Below are 13,661 nucleotides of genomic sequence, written 5' to 3'. Positions count from 1 at the left end.
ATCCCTCCTTCACGCGGCGAACGGGTCGTCGACGTGGTCGACGAGATCCGCCACCGAGCCGACCACCTTCGTCGGCCGGTACGGGAACTTCTCGGCGGTGCTCCCGCCGGACAGTCCGGACAGCACGAGGATCGTCTGCAACCCCGATTCCAAACCGGAACGCACGTCGGTGTCCATCCGGTCGCCGATCACGAGCGTGTGCTCCGAGTGCGCCCCCAGCGCCCGCAGCGCCGAACGCATCATCAACGGATTGGGCTTGCCGACGTAGTACGGACTGCGGCCGGTGACCCGCTCGATCAGCGCGGCCACCGCCCCCGTCGCGGGCAGCGTGCCCTCCGGGCTGGGCCCCTTCTCGTCCGGGTTCGTGGCGATGAACCGGGCCCCGCCCTCGACCTGGCGGATCGCGCGGGTGATCGCCTCGAAACTGTAGGTGCGGGTCTCGCCGATGACCACGTAGTCCGGATCCCGGTCGGTGAGGATGTAGCCGATGTCGTGCAGCGCGGTGGTCAACCCGGACTCACCGACGACGTAGGCCGAACCGCCGGGACGCTGCTTGTCGAGGAACTGCGCCGTGGCCAGCGCCGAGGTCCAGATCGACTCCTCCGGGATGTCCAGGCCGCTGCCGGACAGGCGCGCCCGCAGATCGCGCGGGGTGTAGATCGAGTTGTTCGTGAACACCATGAACGGGACGCCCCGTTCGCGCAGTGCGGCGAGGAAGCGGTCCGCCCCGGGCACCATGCGCTGTTCGTGGACGAGCACGCCGTCCATGTCCATGAGGTAGGTCCATCGCGCTATATCAGTCACGCCCGCATGATCCACCGGACACGGGGTGGATGGCCACTTCGGTCGCCTTGACCACGAACCACACGTGCTCCTCCGGCACGATCCCCAGCTCGGCCACCGCCGCAGGCGTGATGTCCGCGGCCAGGGCGCGCCCCTCGGCGCGCGCCCGCACGCGCACCACGTCGCCGCGCGGTTCCAGCGCCGCCACCCGCACCTGCACGGCGTTGCGCGGGCTACCCTCCGGACGCCGGCGGTGCACCGCCACCGCGCTGGGCGCGAACACGGCAACGGCCTGTTCGGCCGCGCCGAGCGGTTCGCCGAGCCGGCCGCTCAACGAGGACGCCCCGAACCGCACGCCCTCCTCCCGCACCGGCCCGGGAACGAGGTTCACACCCGTCAGGCGGGCGGTGAACTCGTCGGTGGGCCGCGCCAGCACCTGCCGCGTGGGTCCCTGCTCGACGATGCCGCCGTCGACGAGCACGGCGATCCGGTCGGCGAGCACCACCGCGTCCAGCACGTCGTGCGTGACGAGCACGCTCGGCCGCGCACGCTGCCGCAGCACCCGGTGCAGCAGGGTGCGCATCGCGGGCGCGGCGTCCACGTCCAACGCGGCCAGCGGCTCGTCCAGCAGCAACAGCCCCGGTTCGGCCGCCAGCGCACGGGCCAGCGCCACCCGCTGCGCCTGCCCACCGGACAACGCGGCGGGCCGGTGCCGCGCGAGACCGTCCGCGTCCACCTCGGACAGCCACGCACCGGCGCGCCGGCGCGCCCGCGCCCGGCGCAGTCCGCCGGAGCGGAGCCCGAACGCCACGTTGTCCTCGGCGGTGAGGTGAGGGAACAGCAACGGCTCCTGCGCCAGCAGGCCCACGCCGCGCCGGTGCGTCGGCAGGTTCCGGCCGCGTTCGGCGTCCACCCAGCTCGCCCCGTCCACGAGCACCGAACCGGCGTCCGGCGTCAGCAGCCCGGCGAGCACCGACAGCAGCGTCGACTTGCCCGCACCGTTCGGCCCGAGCACCCCGAGCACCTCGCCCGCGGACACCTCCAAGCGGGTGCGCAGTTCGAAGTCCTGCCGGCTGACCCGGACGTCCGCGAACAGACCGCTCCCCTCGGTCATGCGCCCCCCGCGACCGACCGGGGACGTGCCACCACGATCACCACCAGAGCCACCACCACCAGCAACAACGACATCGCCACGGCCGCGTCCACATCCGTCTGCGCCTCGGTGTAGATCGCCAGCGGCAGCGTGCGGGTGCTGCCCTGCAGGCTGCCGGCGAACGTGATCGTCGCGCCGAACTCGCCGAGCGCGCGGGCGAACGCGAGCACCAGGCTCGACCCGAGGGCGGGCAGCAGCAGCGGCAACGTCACCCGGCGGAACGCCGACCACGGGCCGGCGCCGAGCGTGGCCGCCACGCGTTCGTACCGACCGCCAGCGGTGCGCAGCGCCCCTTCCAACCCCACCACGAGGAACGGCATCGCCACGAACGTCTGCGCCAGCACCACGGCGGCCGTGCTGTACGGCAGCTGCACCCCCACCGCGTCGAGCGGCCCGCCGAGCGGGCCGGTGCGTCCCAGCAGGTACAGCAGCGCGAGGCCACCCACCACCGGTGGCAGCACCAGCGGCAGCAGCACCACCGCGCGCAGCACCCGCAGCCCGCGCATGCGCGACCGCGCGAGCACCACGGCCAGCGGCACACCGAGCACCACCGACAGCGCGGTGGAGGCGGCGGCAGTGACCAGCGACAGCCGCAGCGCGTCCACGGCTGCCGGGGCCAGCAGCAGCTCGGGCAGCTCGGCCGGGGCGACGCGGGCGAACAGCCCGAGCACGGGCAACGCGATCAGCGCCAGCGCCAACGCGGCCGGCAGCCACAGCACGGCGGGAACGGACGCGGGGCCGCCGCGCGCTCCAGCAGCCCCGTTCATCGGCACCACCCCGTCACGCCGCGCCGAACCCGTGCTCGGTGAGCACCTCCTGACCTGCCCTGCCGCGCACGAAGTCGAGGAACTCGGAGGCGAGCTCCGGGTGCTCGGCTTCGTTCAGCTCGGCGACCGGGTAGTCGTTGAGCGCCCCCTGCGCCGCCGGGAAGTCGATCGCCTGCACGTCGTCACCGGCGCTGCGCGCGTCGGTCGCGTAGACCAGCCCGGCGTCGGCCGAGCCGCTCTGCACCTTGCGCAGCACCGACTTGACGTCGTTCTCCTCGCTGTCCGGCTGCAGCCGGACGCCCGCGTGCTCGGCAGCGCGCTGCGTCGCCGCACCGCACGGCACCTCGGGGGCGCAGGTGACGACCGCGGGGTCGGAGCGGGAGAGGTCCTGCAGCGAGCTGATGCCCGCCGGGTTGCCCTTCGGCACGGCGACGACCAGCCGGTTCTTCGCGAAAACTGCGGGTTCGCCCGCGACCGAACCGGCCTCGGCGACCTTGTCCATGTTCGCGGTGTCGGCCGAGGCGAACACGTCGGCCTGCCGACCCTGGCGGATCTGCTCGGACAACGTGGACGAGCCCTGGTAGTCGAACTGCACCTGCACGTCGGGGTGCTGCTGCTCGAACCGCTCGCCGATCTCGTCGAACGACTCGGTCAGCGATGCGGCGGCGAGCACGGTGAGCGTGCGCTCGCCCGAGTGCGCCGCGCATCCGCCGGCCAGCACGGCCACCACCGCCAGCAAGGCGGTGACCAGCGCGCTGGTGCGCGCGACCGAGCGCGTCCCGTTCGGTCGGTTCATGGGGTTTCCACCACCACGTTCGTGGACTTGACGACCGCGACCGCGCGCACCCCGGGCGCCAGCCCGAGTTCCTCGACGGCTTCGGTGCTCATCAGGGAGACCACGCGGTGCGGTCCGCACTGCATCTCGACTTGGGACATCACCACATCGGAGCGCACCTCGGTGACGAGGCCGACCCACCGGTTGCGCGCCGAACGCCCCACGGCCGACGGGTCGGGAGCGCTCCTGGCCTGCTCCCGCGCGAACGCGGCGAGCTCCGCACCGCCGACCATCAGCCGACCGGAGTGGTCGCGTTCGACGGCCAGCCGGCCGCTCTCGGCCCATCGGCGGACCGTGTCGTCGCTGACGCCCAGCAGCTCGGCGGCGTCTGCGATCCGGAATTGCGGCATGACAGCCGAAGGTACTTCCGCAGGAGCGGAAAGAACAGGGTCATTTCGACGCATCCGCGGGTTCGCTCCAACAGCCGTGCGGGATCGTCCCGCAGCACGCGGACGCATCCGGGCATTGCCAGCGGCGTTAAGCTCGAATGGTGAGCGTGAACTTGGGCATTCCGGCCGTGAACCAGGCGATCGACACCTCCGCGCGCCCGGACACCCCCTACCTCGTCGACCGGTTCGGTCGCGTCGCCACCGACCTGCGGGTGTCGCTGATCGACAAGTGCAACCTGCGGTGCACCTACTGCATGCCCGCCGAAGGGCTGCCGTGGATGAAGCGCTCCGAAATGCTCGACACCGACGAGATGCTGCGCCTCATCCGCATCGCCGTGGAACGGCTCGGTGTCAACACGGTCCGCTTCACCGGCGGGGAACCGCTGCTGCGCCAGGACCTCGTGGACATCATCACCGCCACCTCGGCGCTGCCCGGCAACCCGAAGACGGCGCTGACGACCAACGGGATCAACCTGGGCGCGCACGCCGAAGCACTCGTGCGCGGCGGGCTCAACCGGGTCAACGTCTCGCTCGACACGCTCGACCGCGACGTGTTCAAACGGCTCACGCGGCGCGACCGCTTCGACGACGTGCTCGACGGTCTGCGCGCGGCCAAAACCATGGGGCTCGAACCAGTGAAGGTCAACGCGGTGCTCATGCGCGGCATCAACGAGCACGAGGCCTGCGACCTGCTGGAGTACTGCCTCGAACGCGGCTACGAACTGCGCTTCATCGAGCAGATGCCGCTGGACGCCCAGCACGAGTGGGACCGCGACACGATGATCACCGCGGACGAGATCCTCCAGCGCCTCGGCGAGCGGTACGCGCTCACGCCCGACGTCGCCGAACGCGGCTCGGCCCCGGCGGAGCGCTGGCTCGTCGACGACGGCCCCGGCACGGTCGGCGTGATCGGTTCGGTGACCCGCCCGTTCTGCTCCACCTGCGACCGGACGCGGCTGACCGCCGACGGGCAGCTGCGCTCCTGCCTGTTCTCCACCGAGGAGACGGACCTGCGAGCGGCACTGCGCGGCGGCGCGGAGGACGAGGAGATCATCCGGCTCTGGCAGCAGACGATGTGGGCGAAGAAGGCCGGGCACGGCGTCGACGAACCGGGCTTCGCCCAGCCGGAGCGGCCGATGAGCGCGATCGGAGGCTGAGGCGATGACGACCACGGCGCAGCCGAGTGACGCGCGGCGGGAGGGGGGCGAGCGGTCGTCGCCCGCCCCGGCCCCGGCGGAGACCGTCCCGGCCCCGGCGGAGACCGTCACCGTGCGCGTGCGGTACTTCGCTGGAGCCCGCGCGGCGGCCGGCGTGTCCGAGGAGGACCTCCCGGTTCCCGCGCATGCCTGCGTGGCCGATGTGCTGTCCGCGATCGCCGAACACCACGGCAGCGAGCTGGAACGCGTCCTCGCGGCGTGCAGCTTCCTGCTCGACGAGGTGAGCACCCGCGACCACTCGGCGCCCGTCCCGCACGGGGCCGTGCTGGACGTGCTGCCGCCGTTCGCAGGAGGCTGATCCCGGGCGCGGCGCGCCGAGGCCGGCGAGCACTGCGCTCCGAGCTCGGCACGGCATCGGCACTGTCACGCCACGGCACGGATCGGCTCGGTTGGCTACGCCACGGCACGGCACAGATCGGCTCGGTTGGCTACGCCACGGCTCGGTTCGGCTACGGCATCGGCTCGGTTCGGCTACGGCACTGGCGCTCGCACAGCGTCCGATGGCCGCATCAGCATTCCTTTCGTCCGCAGAACACCGTAGTTGTTCCGCGCACGCGCTCGTGCGCGGAACTACACAGTCACCGAGATAGCTGTCAAGCTAGATCAGCAGCAGCGCCCACCCGAGCACCGCACTCCAGCGTCCACGGTGGTCACAGGCGGCATCCGCACTCCATCCCGCCCCACCCCTGCCCTATCTGGACTCGTTCCAGAAAGCACAATTTTCATGAAAATTGAGAGCTGTCCCCACACGTTCGCAGGACAAAAGCTCCCCACGCGAAAGAGTTCGGCTCGATGTGAATCACGGCGTTGGACGGCTCCGCGGCCAGCGGGTGACGCAGACGGCTCGGGCTGCGACGAGGCCGTACGACGCGCCTCGGCATGTCGGGCGGAGCCCGCTATCGGGCCCAGGAGCCTCGCGTTCGGCCGGCCGAGCGCGAACGCGCGGCCTGCGGCCAAACGACCGACACGCCCGGAAACGCAGTGATGCACGCCTCACTGACGGTGATCGATATCGGTCCGGATACGAACGAGTAACAACGCTATGCGCTGCTAAAACAGTTGAATCGACGAACCACGATCTGTCGTTACTGTGACCAGCATCACATCAACAATCATTTCCGATCTTGTTTTCAGTTACGTAGTGTCGCTCGCGATCGGCCCCGAACCGATCAGCGCAAGAACCGGGAAGTCCGCAGCGCCCATCCCTGTCCGGCGGGCTTCCTTCCCCGAAACACGGAACCGCGGACGGGGAACGGGCCCCGCCGGGTGCACCCGAAACCCGACGGACCCCCGAACGGCGAACGCCCACCGGGCAAGCCCCACGCCCGGCCGGCCTCGCACGTGCCCGTCAGGCGCACCAGGAGAGAGTTCATGGCTCGCTACCGAGGCAAGCACCGAAAACCGTCCAATTCCAGCCGCACGTTCGCCCGTGCGGCAGTCGCCGGCGCCGTCGTCGCAACCCCGATGGCGATCGCGGCCCCGGCCAACGCAGCCGACTGGGACACGCTGGCGCAGTGCGAGAGCAGCGGTGACTGGAGCGCCAACACCGGCAACGGCTACTACGGCGGCCTCCAGTTCGACCCGAACACCTGGTCCGCCTTCGGCGGCTCCGAGTACGCCGCCAACGCCCACCAGGCCACGCGCGAGCAGCAGATCGAGATCGCGGAGAAGGTCCTCTCCGCCCAGGGTCCGAACGCCTGGCCCGGCTGCACCGCGAAGGTCTCCTGGACCAGCGGCAGCACGGACACCTCGTCCGAGGTGAGCACGGACTCCGAGTCCGCCACCACTTCCACCCAGTACCAGGCCGAGCAGACCACCGAATCCACCGGTGCGCCAGCTTCCGGCGCGGAGACCTACACCGTGCAGAGCGGCGACACGCTTGGCAAGATCGGTCAGAAGTTCGGCACGGACTTCCGGACGATCTTCGAGCAGAACCGCGATGTGCTCGACGACCCGAACCTGATCTTCCCGGGGCAGCAGCTGAGCCTCAACTGACCTGGTCGGCCGGCCGCACCCCCGAAATGCGGCCGGCCGGCGCGGGGAACGCGCCGTTCACCCCCGACACGGCACGTTCCCCGCACAGAGAGCCGGGTCCCTGCCGCCCGCCCCCAGCGGCGGGGACCCGTCCCTGTGCCAGTAGGACTTTGTCGAGTTGTTTTGCGTGCGTCCTCTCGTGGCGGAACCCCCGGTGGGTCCGGTTGCTCGGGCGATCCCTCGACGCTGCCGCGTCGAAATGGAGAACGCGCGAGCACCGCTGCTACGGGCGGACACCAGCGACACAACAAAGCACACCAGCGGTGCGGATCAACGTCGGTGCAGCCGCTACCGCGGGACCCCGAAAAAGCCCCGCACAGCCGAAAAAAGCTCCTACGGGCAGTTGACCCACTCCGCAGCGCCGTCGCCGAACACCTGCCGCTTCCAGATCGGCAGCCGGCGCTTGACCTCGTCGACGAGTTCCGAAGCCGCCGCGAACGCCTCGGCGCGGTGCTCCCCCGCTACGGCGCAGCCCAGCGCCACATCACCGATGCCGAGGACACCGACCCGGTGCTGCGCGGCCAGCGCCCGCACGCCGGGGAACTTCGCCGCCATCTCCGCGGCCACATCACCGATCACCTCCGACGCGGTCGGATGGCTGACGTACTCGAGTTCACGCACCGTGCGACCGCCGTCGTGGTCGCGCACCACACCGGAGAACGCGACCACCGCCCCGGAGGCGGCCCCAGCCACCGCGCTCTCCAGCGCGGCCACGTCGACCGCTTCCCCGGTGACCTCCGCGCGCACCACCTGCGCCGGCTCGGCCACCCGCTCGCCGGAGACGTGCCGGTGCTCCCCGTGGTCGTGTCCCCCGTGGTCGTGCCCGTGGCCGTGCGTCTCGGCGTGCTCGCCCGGAACGGACTCCCGGACGTGGTCGCCACCGGAGATCTGATCCAGCGCGTGGTCGAGCACACCGTCGAGCACACCGAGCCCGTCCCGCACACCGCCGCGGGAGCCGGGCAGGTTCACGATCAGCGTCCGCCCGCTGACCCCGGCCAACCCGCGGGAGAGCACCGCGGTCGGCACGTGCGGCAGCCCCGCGGTGCGCAAGGCCTCGGCGAGTCCGGGCACCGCGCGATCGAGCAGCTGCGCGGTCACCTCCGGTGTGCGGTCGTTCGGGTTGAGCCCGGTGCCGCCGGTGGTGACCACGAGGTCGACCTCGCTGTCCACCGCGCTGCGCAACGCCTGCCCGACCGGCTCGCCATCGGGCACCACGGACGGCGCGGGGGCGTCGAACCCGCGTTCGGCCAACCACGCCACGATCTCCGGGCCCGTGGTGTCGGCGTAAGTCCCGGCAGCCGCCCGGTTCGAGGCGGCGATCACCCGCGCAGTCCTGGTCATACGGCCTCCAGCTCGTCCTCGTCGCCGCGACGCGTCCGCAGGCGCGACTCGACGCGTGCATTGTCGCCCCGCGAGCGCTCGGTGCGCCTATCCCTCGGCGTCCGCGGCGCTCCCCCCGGTGTCGCGTTCCCACAACCCGGTCTTGCCGCCCTCCTTGCGCTCCACGCGGACCGCGTCGAGCACGGCGGCGGGATCCACCGCCTTGATCATGTCGTGCAGCGCCAGCCCCGCGCCCGTGACCGCCGTGAGCGCTTCCATCTCCACCCCGGTGCGGTCGGTCGTGCGCACCGTGGCGGTGATGGACACCTGCTGCTCACCGGGCGCCAGTTCCACGTGCACACCGGACAGCGCGATGGGATGCGCCAGCGGCACGAGGTCCGGGGTGCGCTTGGCCGCCATGATGCCGGCGATGCGCGCGGTCGCGAGCGCGTCGCCCTTGGGCAGCCCGTCGCGCTGCAACAGGTCCACGACTTCCGCGGTCGTGCGGACCACTCCGGTGGCCACGGCGGTGCGCGCGCTCGTGTCCTTGGCGGAGACGTCGACCATGCGGGCCGCGCCGGTGCGGTCGAGGTGGGTCAGGTCGTCCTGCGTGTGCTGCACCATGCTGCAAGCCTAGCCGTGGCCGCACCTCGCGCTGAACCACCGGCCGGTGCCTGCCGGGCGGGACCGCCGCGGACGCCCCGGCCCGAACCGCCCCGCGCGGATCCCCTCAGTATTCGAAGTCCTCGGCCATGGTCCAGGGCAACGAGGACCCCCCGGTGGGCTCCGGCTCGCCCGCCTCCTCGGCGATCGCGGCGCGTTTGACCGCCTCGGCCACCGCCGGCGACACCGTGGAGGCGAACACGCTGGGCACGATGAACGAGGCGTTGACCCGTTCGCCGTCGACGACGTCGGCGATCGCGTTGGAGGCGGCGATCATCATCTCGTCGGTGATCTTGTGTGCGCGCGCGTCGAGCAGACCGCGGAACACGCCGGGGAAGGCGAGCACGTTGTTGATCTGGTTGGGGTAGTCGCTGCGGCCGGTGGCCACGACCCGCGCGTGCTTCTGCGCCTCCAGCGGGTCGATCTCCGGGTCGGGGTTGGCCAGCGCGAAGACCACGGAGTCGCTGTTCATAGTGGACAGATCAGCACCGGACAGCAGGTTCGGCCCGGAGACGCCGATGAACACGTCCGCGTCCCGGACGGCGTCGGTCAGGGCGCCGGTGCGGCCCTCGCGGTTGGTCGTCTCGGCGATCCGCCGCAGGTTCGGATCGTGATCGCCGCGTCCAGTGTGGACGATCCCGTCGATGTCCACGGCAGTGATGTCCGCGGGGTTCTTGTGCTGCAGCAGGCGAATGATGGCCGAACCGGCAGCCCCCACGCCGCAGACCACGACGCGGCAGTCGGTGATGTCCTTGTGCACCACGCGCAGCGCGTTGCGCAACGCGCCGAGCACGACGATCGCGGTGCCGTGCTGGTCGTCGTGGAACACGGGGATGTCGAGCTTCTCGCGCAGCCGCTCCTCGATCTCGAAGCACCGCGGCGCGGCGATGTCCTCCAGGTTGATGCCGCCGTACACCGGGGCGATCAGTTCGACGGCCCGCACGAGCTCATCGGTGTCCTGCGTGTCCAGGCACACGGGCCAGGCGTTCACCCCGGAGAACTTCTGGAACAGCGCCGCCTTCCCCTCCATGACGGGAAGCGCGGCCTCCGGGCCGATGTTGCCCAACCCCAGCACGGCGGAACCGTCGGTGACCACGGCCACCGAGTTGCGCTTGACGGTCAGCCGCCGCGCGTCCTGCGGCGTTTCCGCGATCGCGGTGCACACCCGCGCCACACCGGGCGTGTAGGCGCGGGAGAGGTCGTCGCGGTTGGCCAGCGCGACCCGCGGCGCCACCTCGATCTTGCCGCCGAGGTGCACGAGGAACGTGCGGTCCGAGATCTTGCGCACCCGGACCCCGTCCAGTCCGTTGAGGACTTCGGTGAGGTCGTTGGCGTGCTCGGCCGACAGCGCGTTGCACGTGATGTCGACGACGATGCGGTCCGCATGCGATTCGACCACGTCGAATGCGGTGATCACGCCGCCGGCGCGACCGACGGCGCTGGTCAGATCACCGGCCGCGGACGTCGACGGCGGCGCCTCGACCCGGACGGTGATCGAATAACCCGGACCTGGAACCGGCATGGGTACACCCCTGTCAGGCAGTAATGCTGTGGACTCGGCGGGTGCGGTTTCCCGGCGGACGCCGGCGCGGACCGCTGGCCCGGGGCGCAAGCCCCTGCGGCCCGCTCAGCGGTCAAAACTTCACCCAGGAGAAAAATCCTAGAACTTTCTCCGCCGTGTTCCAGCCCGGTGTGGGTTATTTGTTGACGCGTGTGACGGGATGCACATACGGAGTGTGCTCCATCGGCAACGCCATGTCACCGAACGGGGACAGCGCACCCGCCTTGTCGGCCGTGAACTCGCTGACCGCGGACTCGTCCTCGCCGACGTCGGGCCAGTTCGGGTCGATGTGTTCGGGCTTGGACTTCGCCACGGCTCCTCCTGAGGCTCGGTTGCTCGGTTCCCAGTTTGCCCGAGTGCACCGCAACCCCACAGCCGAGGGTGACGCCCTCGACACTCGTCCGAACCAAGCCGCGGTCAGCGCCGGACACGCGTCGTGCGCGGGCTCACCACCGGTGCCCGATCTCGAGCGCGACGGAAGCCGAGGGCCCGTGGTCGAACACCGCGACGGCCCGGTCAGCGCCGGCGAACGCGCGCGGACCCGGCGACCGCGCTGGGTATCGTGGTCGTGATGGCCTCGCTCGCGGACTGGCTGCGCGAACGCAGCGATGAACAACTGGTCGCGCTGCTGCGTGCGCGCCCCGACCTCGCCACCCCGCCACCGGCGGACAGCTCGGTGCTCGCCACGCGCGCCGCCGTGCGCTCCTCCGTGGCACGGGCGTGCGAGGGCCTCGACGCGTTCACGCTGTCGACGCTCGAAGCGCTCGTGCTCAGCGAGGCCGACACCGCCGGAGCGGACCTGGACGCGCTGGCCGCCTGGCTCGGCGCCGACATCACCCCGGAACGCGCGCGGCGCAGCGTCGACGAACTGCGCGCCCTCGCGATCGCGTGGGGCCCGGACGAGCAGTTGGCGGTCGTGCCCACCGCCCGCGAAGTCGTCGCCACCCACCCGGGCGGACTCGGACGCCCCGCCGAAGGGCTGACCGTCGACGGCGCCGAAACCGCCGTGGCCGAACTCGACGAGGACGAGCACCGCCTCGTCGACGCCCTCACCCGCGGTTCCCCGATCGGCAGCACCCAGCAGGCCGAGGAGGAACCCGCGCTGGAGGCCGCGACCCCCGCACCGCGGCTGCGCGCGAAGGGCCTGCTGCTGCGTGCCGACCGCAACACGGTCGAACTGCCCCGCCAGATGGGGATCGCCCTCCGCGGGAAGCACCCCATGGGCGAGGTGCGACCGGAAGAACCCGCCCCCGAGCTGACCGAACCCGGCAACGCCTCGGTCGACACCACTGCCGCGAGCGAAGCGCTCGAGCTGCTCCGGCACGCCGAGGAGCTGCTGCGCGGGTTCGGCGAGGAGCCCCCGGACGTGCTGCGTTCCGGCGGGCTGGGCCTGCGCGACGCGCGCCGCATCGCCAAATCGCTGGACGTCGACGAGTCCCGGGTGGCACTGCTGCTCGAACTCGTGCTGGCCGCCGACCTGCTGGCCGCCACCGACGACGAAGAGCCCCGCTGGGTGCCCACCACCCGGTTCGACACGTGGTCGACGGCGCCGCCGGAGCAGCGTTGGAGCGCACTCGCGCAGGCCTGGCTGGCCCTGCCGCGGCTGCCCGGCCTCGTCGGCACCAGCGACGAGCGGGGCCGCACGCTCGGTCCGCTGTCCGAAGGCCTGCAGCACCCGGACGCCCGCCGGCAGCGGCGCCGCACCCTGGCCTACCTGGACGAACTGCCCGGTGGTTACGGCGTGCGGGCTGCGGACGCGGCCGCCGTGCTGGCCTGGCGAGGGCCGCGGCGCGGCGGCAGGGTGCGCGATGAGGCGGTGCACTGGACGTTGGGCGAAGCGACCGCGCTGGGCATCACTGCGCACGGCGCGTTGACCACGCACGGGCGGACCCTGCTGGAGGGCGACGTCGACGAGGCGGCGCGGGCGCTGGCGCGTTCGCTGCCGGAGCCGCTCGACCACGTGCTCGTGCAGGCCGACCTGAGCGTGCTCGCGCCGGGTCCGCTGGAGCCGGAACTGGCCGAGGAGATGCGGCTCGTCGCCGACGTGGAGTCCGCGGGCAGCGCGACCATGTTCCGCATCAGCGAGTCCAGCGTGCGCCGCGCGCTCGACGCGGGCCGCACCGCCGAGGAGCTGCACGCGCTGTTCCGCGACCGCTCCCGCACCCCGGTGCCGCAGACGCTGACCTACCTCGTCGACGACGTCGCGCGGCGGCACGGCAAACTCCGCGCCGGCACCGCGACGGCCTTTCTGCGCTGCGACGATCCGGTGCTGATCACGCAGGTGCTGGCGAATCCGGACGTGCCGCGGCTGCAGCTGCGGCAGATCGCGCCGACCGTGCTCGTCAGCCCGCTGCCGCTGGCCGAGGTGCTCGAAGGACTGCGCACCGCCGGTTTCGCCCCGGTCGCCGAGGGGCCGGACGGCAGCGTGCTGGATCTGTCCGAGCGCGGCGACCGCGTGCGCGCCCAGCCGAAGCGGGAGCAGCGCACGAGCAGCAGCGCGCCCAGCGAGGAGCAGTTGGCGCACGTGGTCGGCCAGGTGCGCTCCGGCGACCACGCGGGCACCGTGCGCCGCGGGAACGCGGTCGTGCCCGAGCGGGGGCGCCCCAGCGCCGAGGCGACCCTGCAATTGCTGCGCAACGCCGCCGAGCAGCGGCGCAGCGTGTGGCTCGGCTTCGTGGACACGCACGGCGTGCGCAGCCAGCGCGTCGTGCTGCCGGTGCGCGTGGGCAGCGGTGTGCTGGAAGGCGTGGACACCGACCGCCGCGAGCAGGGGCACTTTCCCCTGCACCGGATCACCTCGGTCGCCCTCGTCGAGGAGTAGCGCCCGCCCCGGGCGCAGCGGGGCTGCTCGATGTCGAGCACCCGGAGCGAGAGCTGCGCAGGAGGTTCCGCCACCGGAGGCGCGCACCGCTCGACACAGTTCCCGCTCCGCTCCCGTT

The 13,661-nt window shown here is 71.9% G+C and carries 13 protein-coding genes; 4 read left to right on the top strand and 9 right to left on the bottom strand.

Annotated elements, in window-relative coordinates; translation table 11 throughout:
* Nucleotides 1–9: 9 nt before the first annotated feature.
* The 5 genes from ACVGV2_RS02330 to ACVGV2_RS02310 are packed head-to-tail and all read right to left on the bottom strand — an operon-like array spanning nt 10 to nt 3,888.
* Nucleotides 10–774, bottom strand: coding sequence for an HAD-IIA family hydrolase (locus ACVGV2_RS02330; RefSeq protein ID WP_459165842.1), 765 nt, complete (start codon nt 772–774; stop codon nt 10–12).
* Nucleotides 775–796: 22 nt separating this feature from the next.
* Nucleotides 797–1,897, bottom strand: a complete 1,101-nt coding sequence (locus ACVGV2_RS02325; RefSeq protein WP_459164397.1) for a sulfate/molybdate ABC transporter ATP-binding protein — start codon at nt 1,895–1,897, stop codon at nt 797–799.
* Complete coding sequence (locus ACVGV2_RS02320; RefSeq protein ID WP_459164396.1) at nt 1,894–2,703, bottom strand: ABC transporter permease; 810 nt, start codon at nt 2,701–2,703, stop codon at nt 1,894–1,896. The genes ACVGV2_RS02325 and ACVGV2_RS02320 overlap by 4 nt, the downstream gene beginning before the upstream one ends.
* Before the next feature lie 13 nt (nt 2,704–2,716).
* Complete coding sequence (modA, locus tag ACVGV2_RS02315; RefSeq protein ID WP_459164395.1) at nt 2,717–3,499, bottom strand: molybdate ABC transporter substrate-binding protein; 783 nt, start codon at nt 3,497–3,499, stop codon at nt 2,717–2,719.
* Entirely contained in the window at nt 3,496–3,888 is a 393-nt protein-coding gene (locus ACVGV2_RS02310; protein WP_459164394.1) for a TOBE domain-containing protein, read from the bottom strand. The genes modA and ACVGV2_RS02310 overlap by 4 nt, the downstream gene beginning before the upstream one ends.
* 137 nt (nt 3,889–4,025) lie before the next feature.
* Here ACVGV2_RS02310 and moaA point away from each other — a divergent pair, with 137 nt between their 5' ends.
* The 3 genes from moaA to ACVGV2_RS02295 all read left to right on the top strand — a co-directional run bounded on the left by moaA (nt 4,026) and on the right by ACVGV2_RS02295 (nt 7,139).
* Nucleotides 4,026–5,084, top strand: coding sequence for a GTP 3',8-cyclase MoaA (moaA, locus tag ACVGV2_RS02305; RefSeq protein ID WP_459164393.1), 1,059 nt, complete (start codon nt 4,026–4,028; stop codon nt 5,082–5,084).
* Between the two features lie 4 nt (nt 5,085–5,088).
* Complete coding sequence (locus ACVGV2_RS02300) at nt 5,089–5,442, top strand: MoaD/ThiS family protein (protein WP_459164392.1); 354 nt, start codon at nt 5,089–5,091, stop codon at nt 5,440–5,442.
* 1,073 nt (nt 5,443–6,515) lie between these two features.
* Nucleotides 6,516–7,139 carry a transglycosylase family protein gene (locus ACVGV2_RS02295; RefSeq protein ID WP_459164391.1) on the top strand — a complete coding sequence of 208 codons (624 nt, stop codon included), beginning with the start codon at nt 6,516–6,518 and terminating at the stop codon, nt 7,137–7,139.
* Nucleotides 7,140–7,511: 372 nt separating this feature from the next.
* Here ACVGV2_RS02295 and ACVGV2_RS02290 read toward each other — a convergent pair whose 3' ends face one another.
* From ACVGV2_RS02290 to ACVGV2_RS02275, 4 genes are all read right to left on the bottom strand, one after another.
* Nucleotides 7,512–8,519, bottom strand: coding sequence for a molybdenum cofactor synthesis domain-containing protein (locus tag ACVGV2_RS02290; RefSeq protein WP_459164390.1), 1,008 nt, complete (start codon nt 8,517–8,519; stop codon nt 7,512–7,514).
* Nucleotides 8,520–8,606: 87 nt separating this feature from the next.
* Nucleotides 8,607–9,122: a cyclic pyranopterin monophosphate synthase MoaC gene (gene moaC / locus ACVGV2_RS02285; protein WP_459164389.1), complete on the bottom strand. Its 516-nt coding sequence runs from the start codon at nt 9,120–9,122 to the stop codon at nt 8,607–8,609.
* A gap of 106 nt (nt 9,123–9,228) precedes the next feature.
* The gene (locus ACVGV2_RS02280; RefSeq protein WP_459164388.1) at nt 9,229–10,683 is read right to left on the bottom strand and encodes a malic enzyme-like NAD(P)-binding protein; all 1,455 of its coding nucleotides are present in this window, start codon (nt 10,681–10,683) and stop codon (nt 9,229–9,231) included.
* 175 nt (nt 10,684–10,858) lie between these two features.
* A complete protein-coding gene (locus ACVGV2_RS02275) occupies nt 10,859–11,035 on the bottom strand; it encodes a hypothetical protein (protein WP_459164387.1) in 177 nt (58 codons plus the stop codon).
* Nucleotides 11,036–11,293: 258 nt separating this feature from the next.
* On the opposite strand from ACVGV2_RS02275, the gene ACVGV2_RS02270 reads away from it, so the two are divergent.
* Complete coding sequence (locus ACVGV2_RS02270) at nt 11,294–13,543, top strand: helicase-associated domain-containing protein (RefSeq protein WP_459164386.1); 2,250 nt, start codon at nt 11,294–11,296, stop codon at nt 13,541–13,543.
* Nucleotides 13,544–13,661: the final 118 nt, after the last annotated feature.

This window comes from Bounagaea algeriensis (assembly GCF_054491375.1).
The sequence above is the reverse complement of the archived record's forward strand: the minus strand, read 5'-3'. Positions and strand labels throughout refer to the sequence as shown.

Bases quoted from the DNA above. Each gene is read 5' to 3' on its own strand.
- ACVGV2_RS02330 (WP_459165842.1), bottom strand. From the start codon at position 774: ATGGACATGGACGGCGTGCTCGTCCACGAACAGCGCATGGTGCCCGGG.
- ACVGV2_RS02325 (WP_459164397.1), bottom strand. From the start codon at position 1,897: ATGACCGAGGGGAGCGGTCTGTTCGCGGACGTCCGGGTCAGCCGGCAG.
- ACVGV2_RS02320 (WP_459164396.1), bottom strand. From the start codon at position 2,703: ATGAACGGGGCTGCTGGAGCGCGCGGCGGCCCCGCGTCCGTTCCCGCC.
- modA (WP_459164395.1), bottom strand. From the start codon at position 3,499: ATGAACCGACCGAACGGGACGCGCTCGGTCGCGCGCACCAGCGCGCTG.
- ACVGV2_RS02310 (WP_459164394.1), bottom strand. From the start codon at position 3,888: ATGCCGCAATTCCGGATCGCAGACGCCGCCGAGCTGCTGGGCGTCAGC.
- moaA (WP_459164393.1), top strand. From the start codon at position 4,026: ATGGTGAGCGTGAACTTGGGCATTCCGGCCGTGAACCAGGCGATCGAC.
- ACVGV2_RS02300 (WP_459164392.1), top strand. From the start codon at position 5,089: ATGACGACCACGGCGCAGCCGAGTGACGCGCGGCGGGAGGGGGGCGAG.
- ACVGV2_RS02295 (WP_459164391.1), top strand. From the start codon at position 6,516: ATGGCTCGCTACCGAGGCAAGCACCGAAAACCGTCCAATTCCAGCCGC.
- ACVGV2_RS02290 (WP_459164390.1), bottom strand. From the start codon at position 8,519: ATGACCAGGACTGCGCGGGTGATCGCCGCCTCGAACCGGGCGGCTGCC.
- moaC (WP_459164389.1), bottom strand. From the start codon at position 9,122: ATGGTGCAGCACACGCAGGACGACCTGACCCACCTCGACCGCACCGGC.
- ACVGV2_RS02280 (WP_459164388.1), bottom strand. From the start codon at position 10,683: ATGCCGGTTCCAGGTCCGGGTTATTCGATCACCGTCCGGGTCGAGGCG.
- ACVGV2_RS02270 (WP_459164386.1), top strand. From the start codon at position 11,294: ATGGCCTCGCTCGCGGACTGGCTGCGCGAACGCAGCGATGAACAACTG.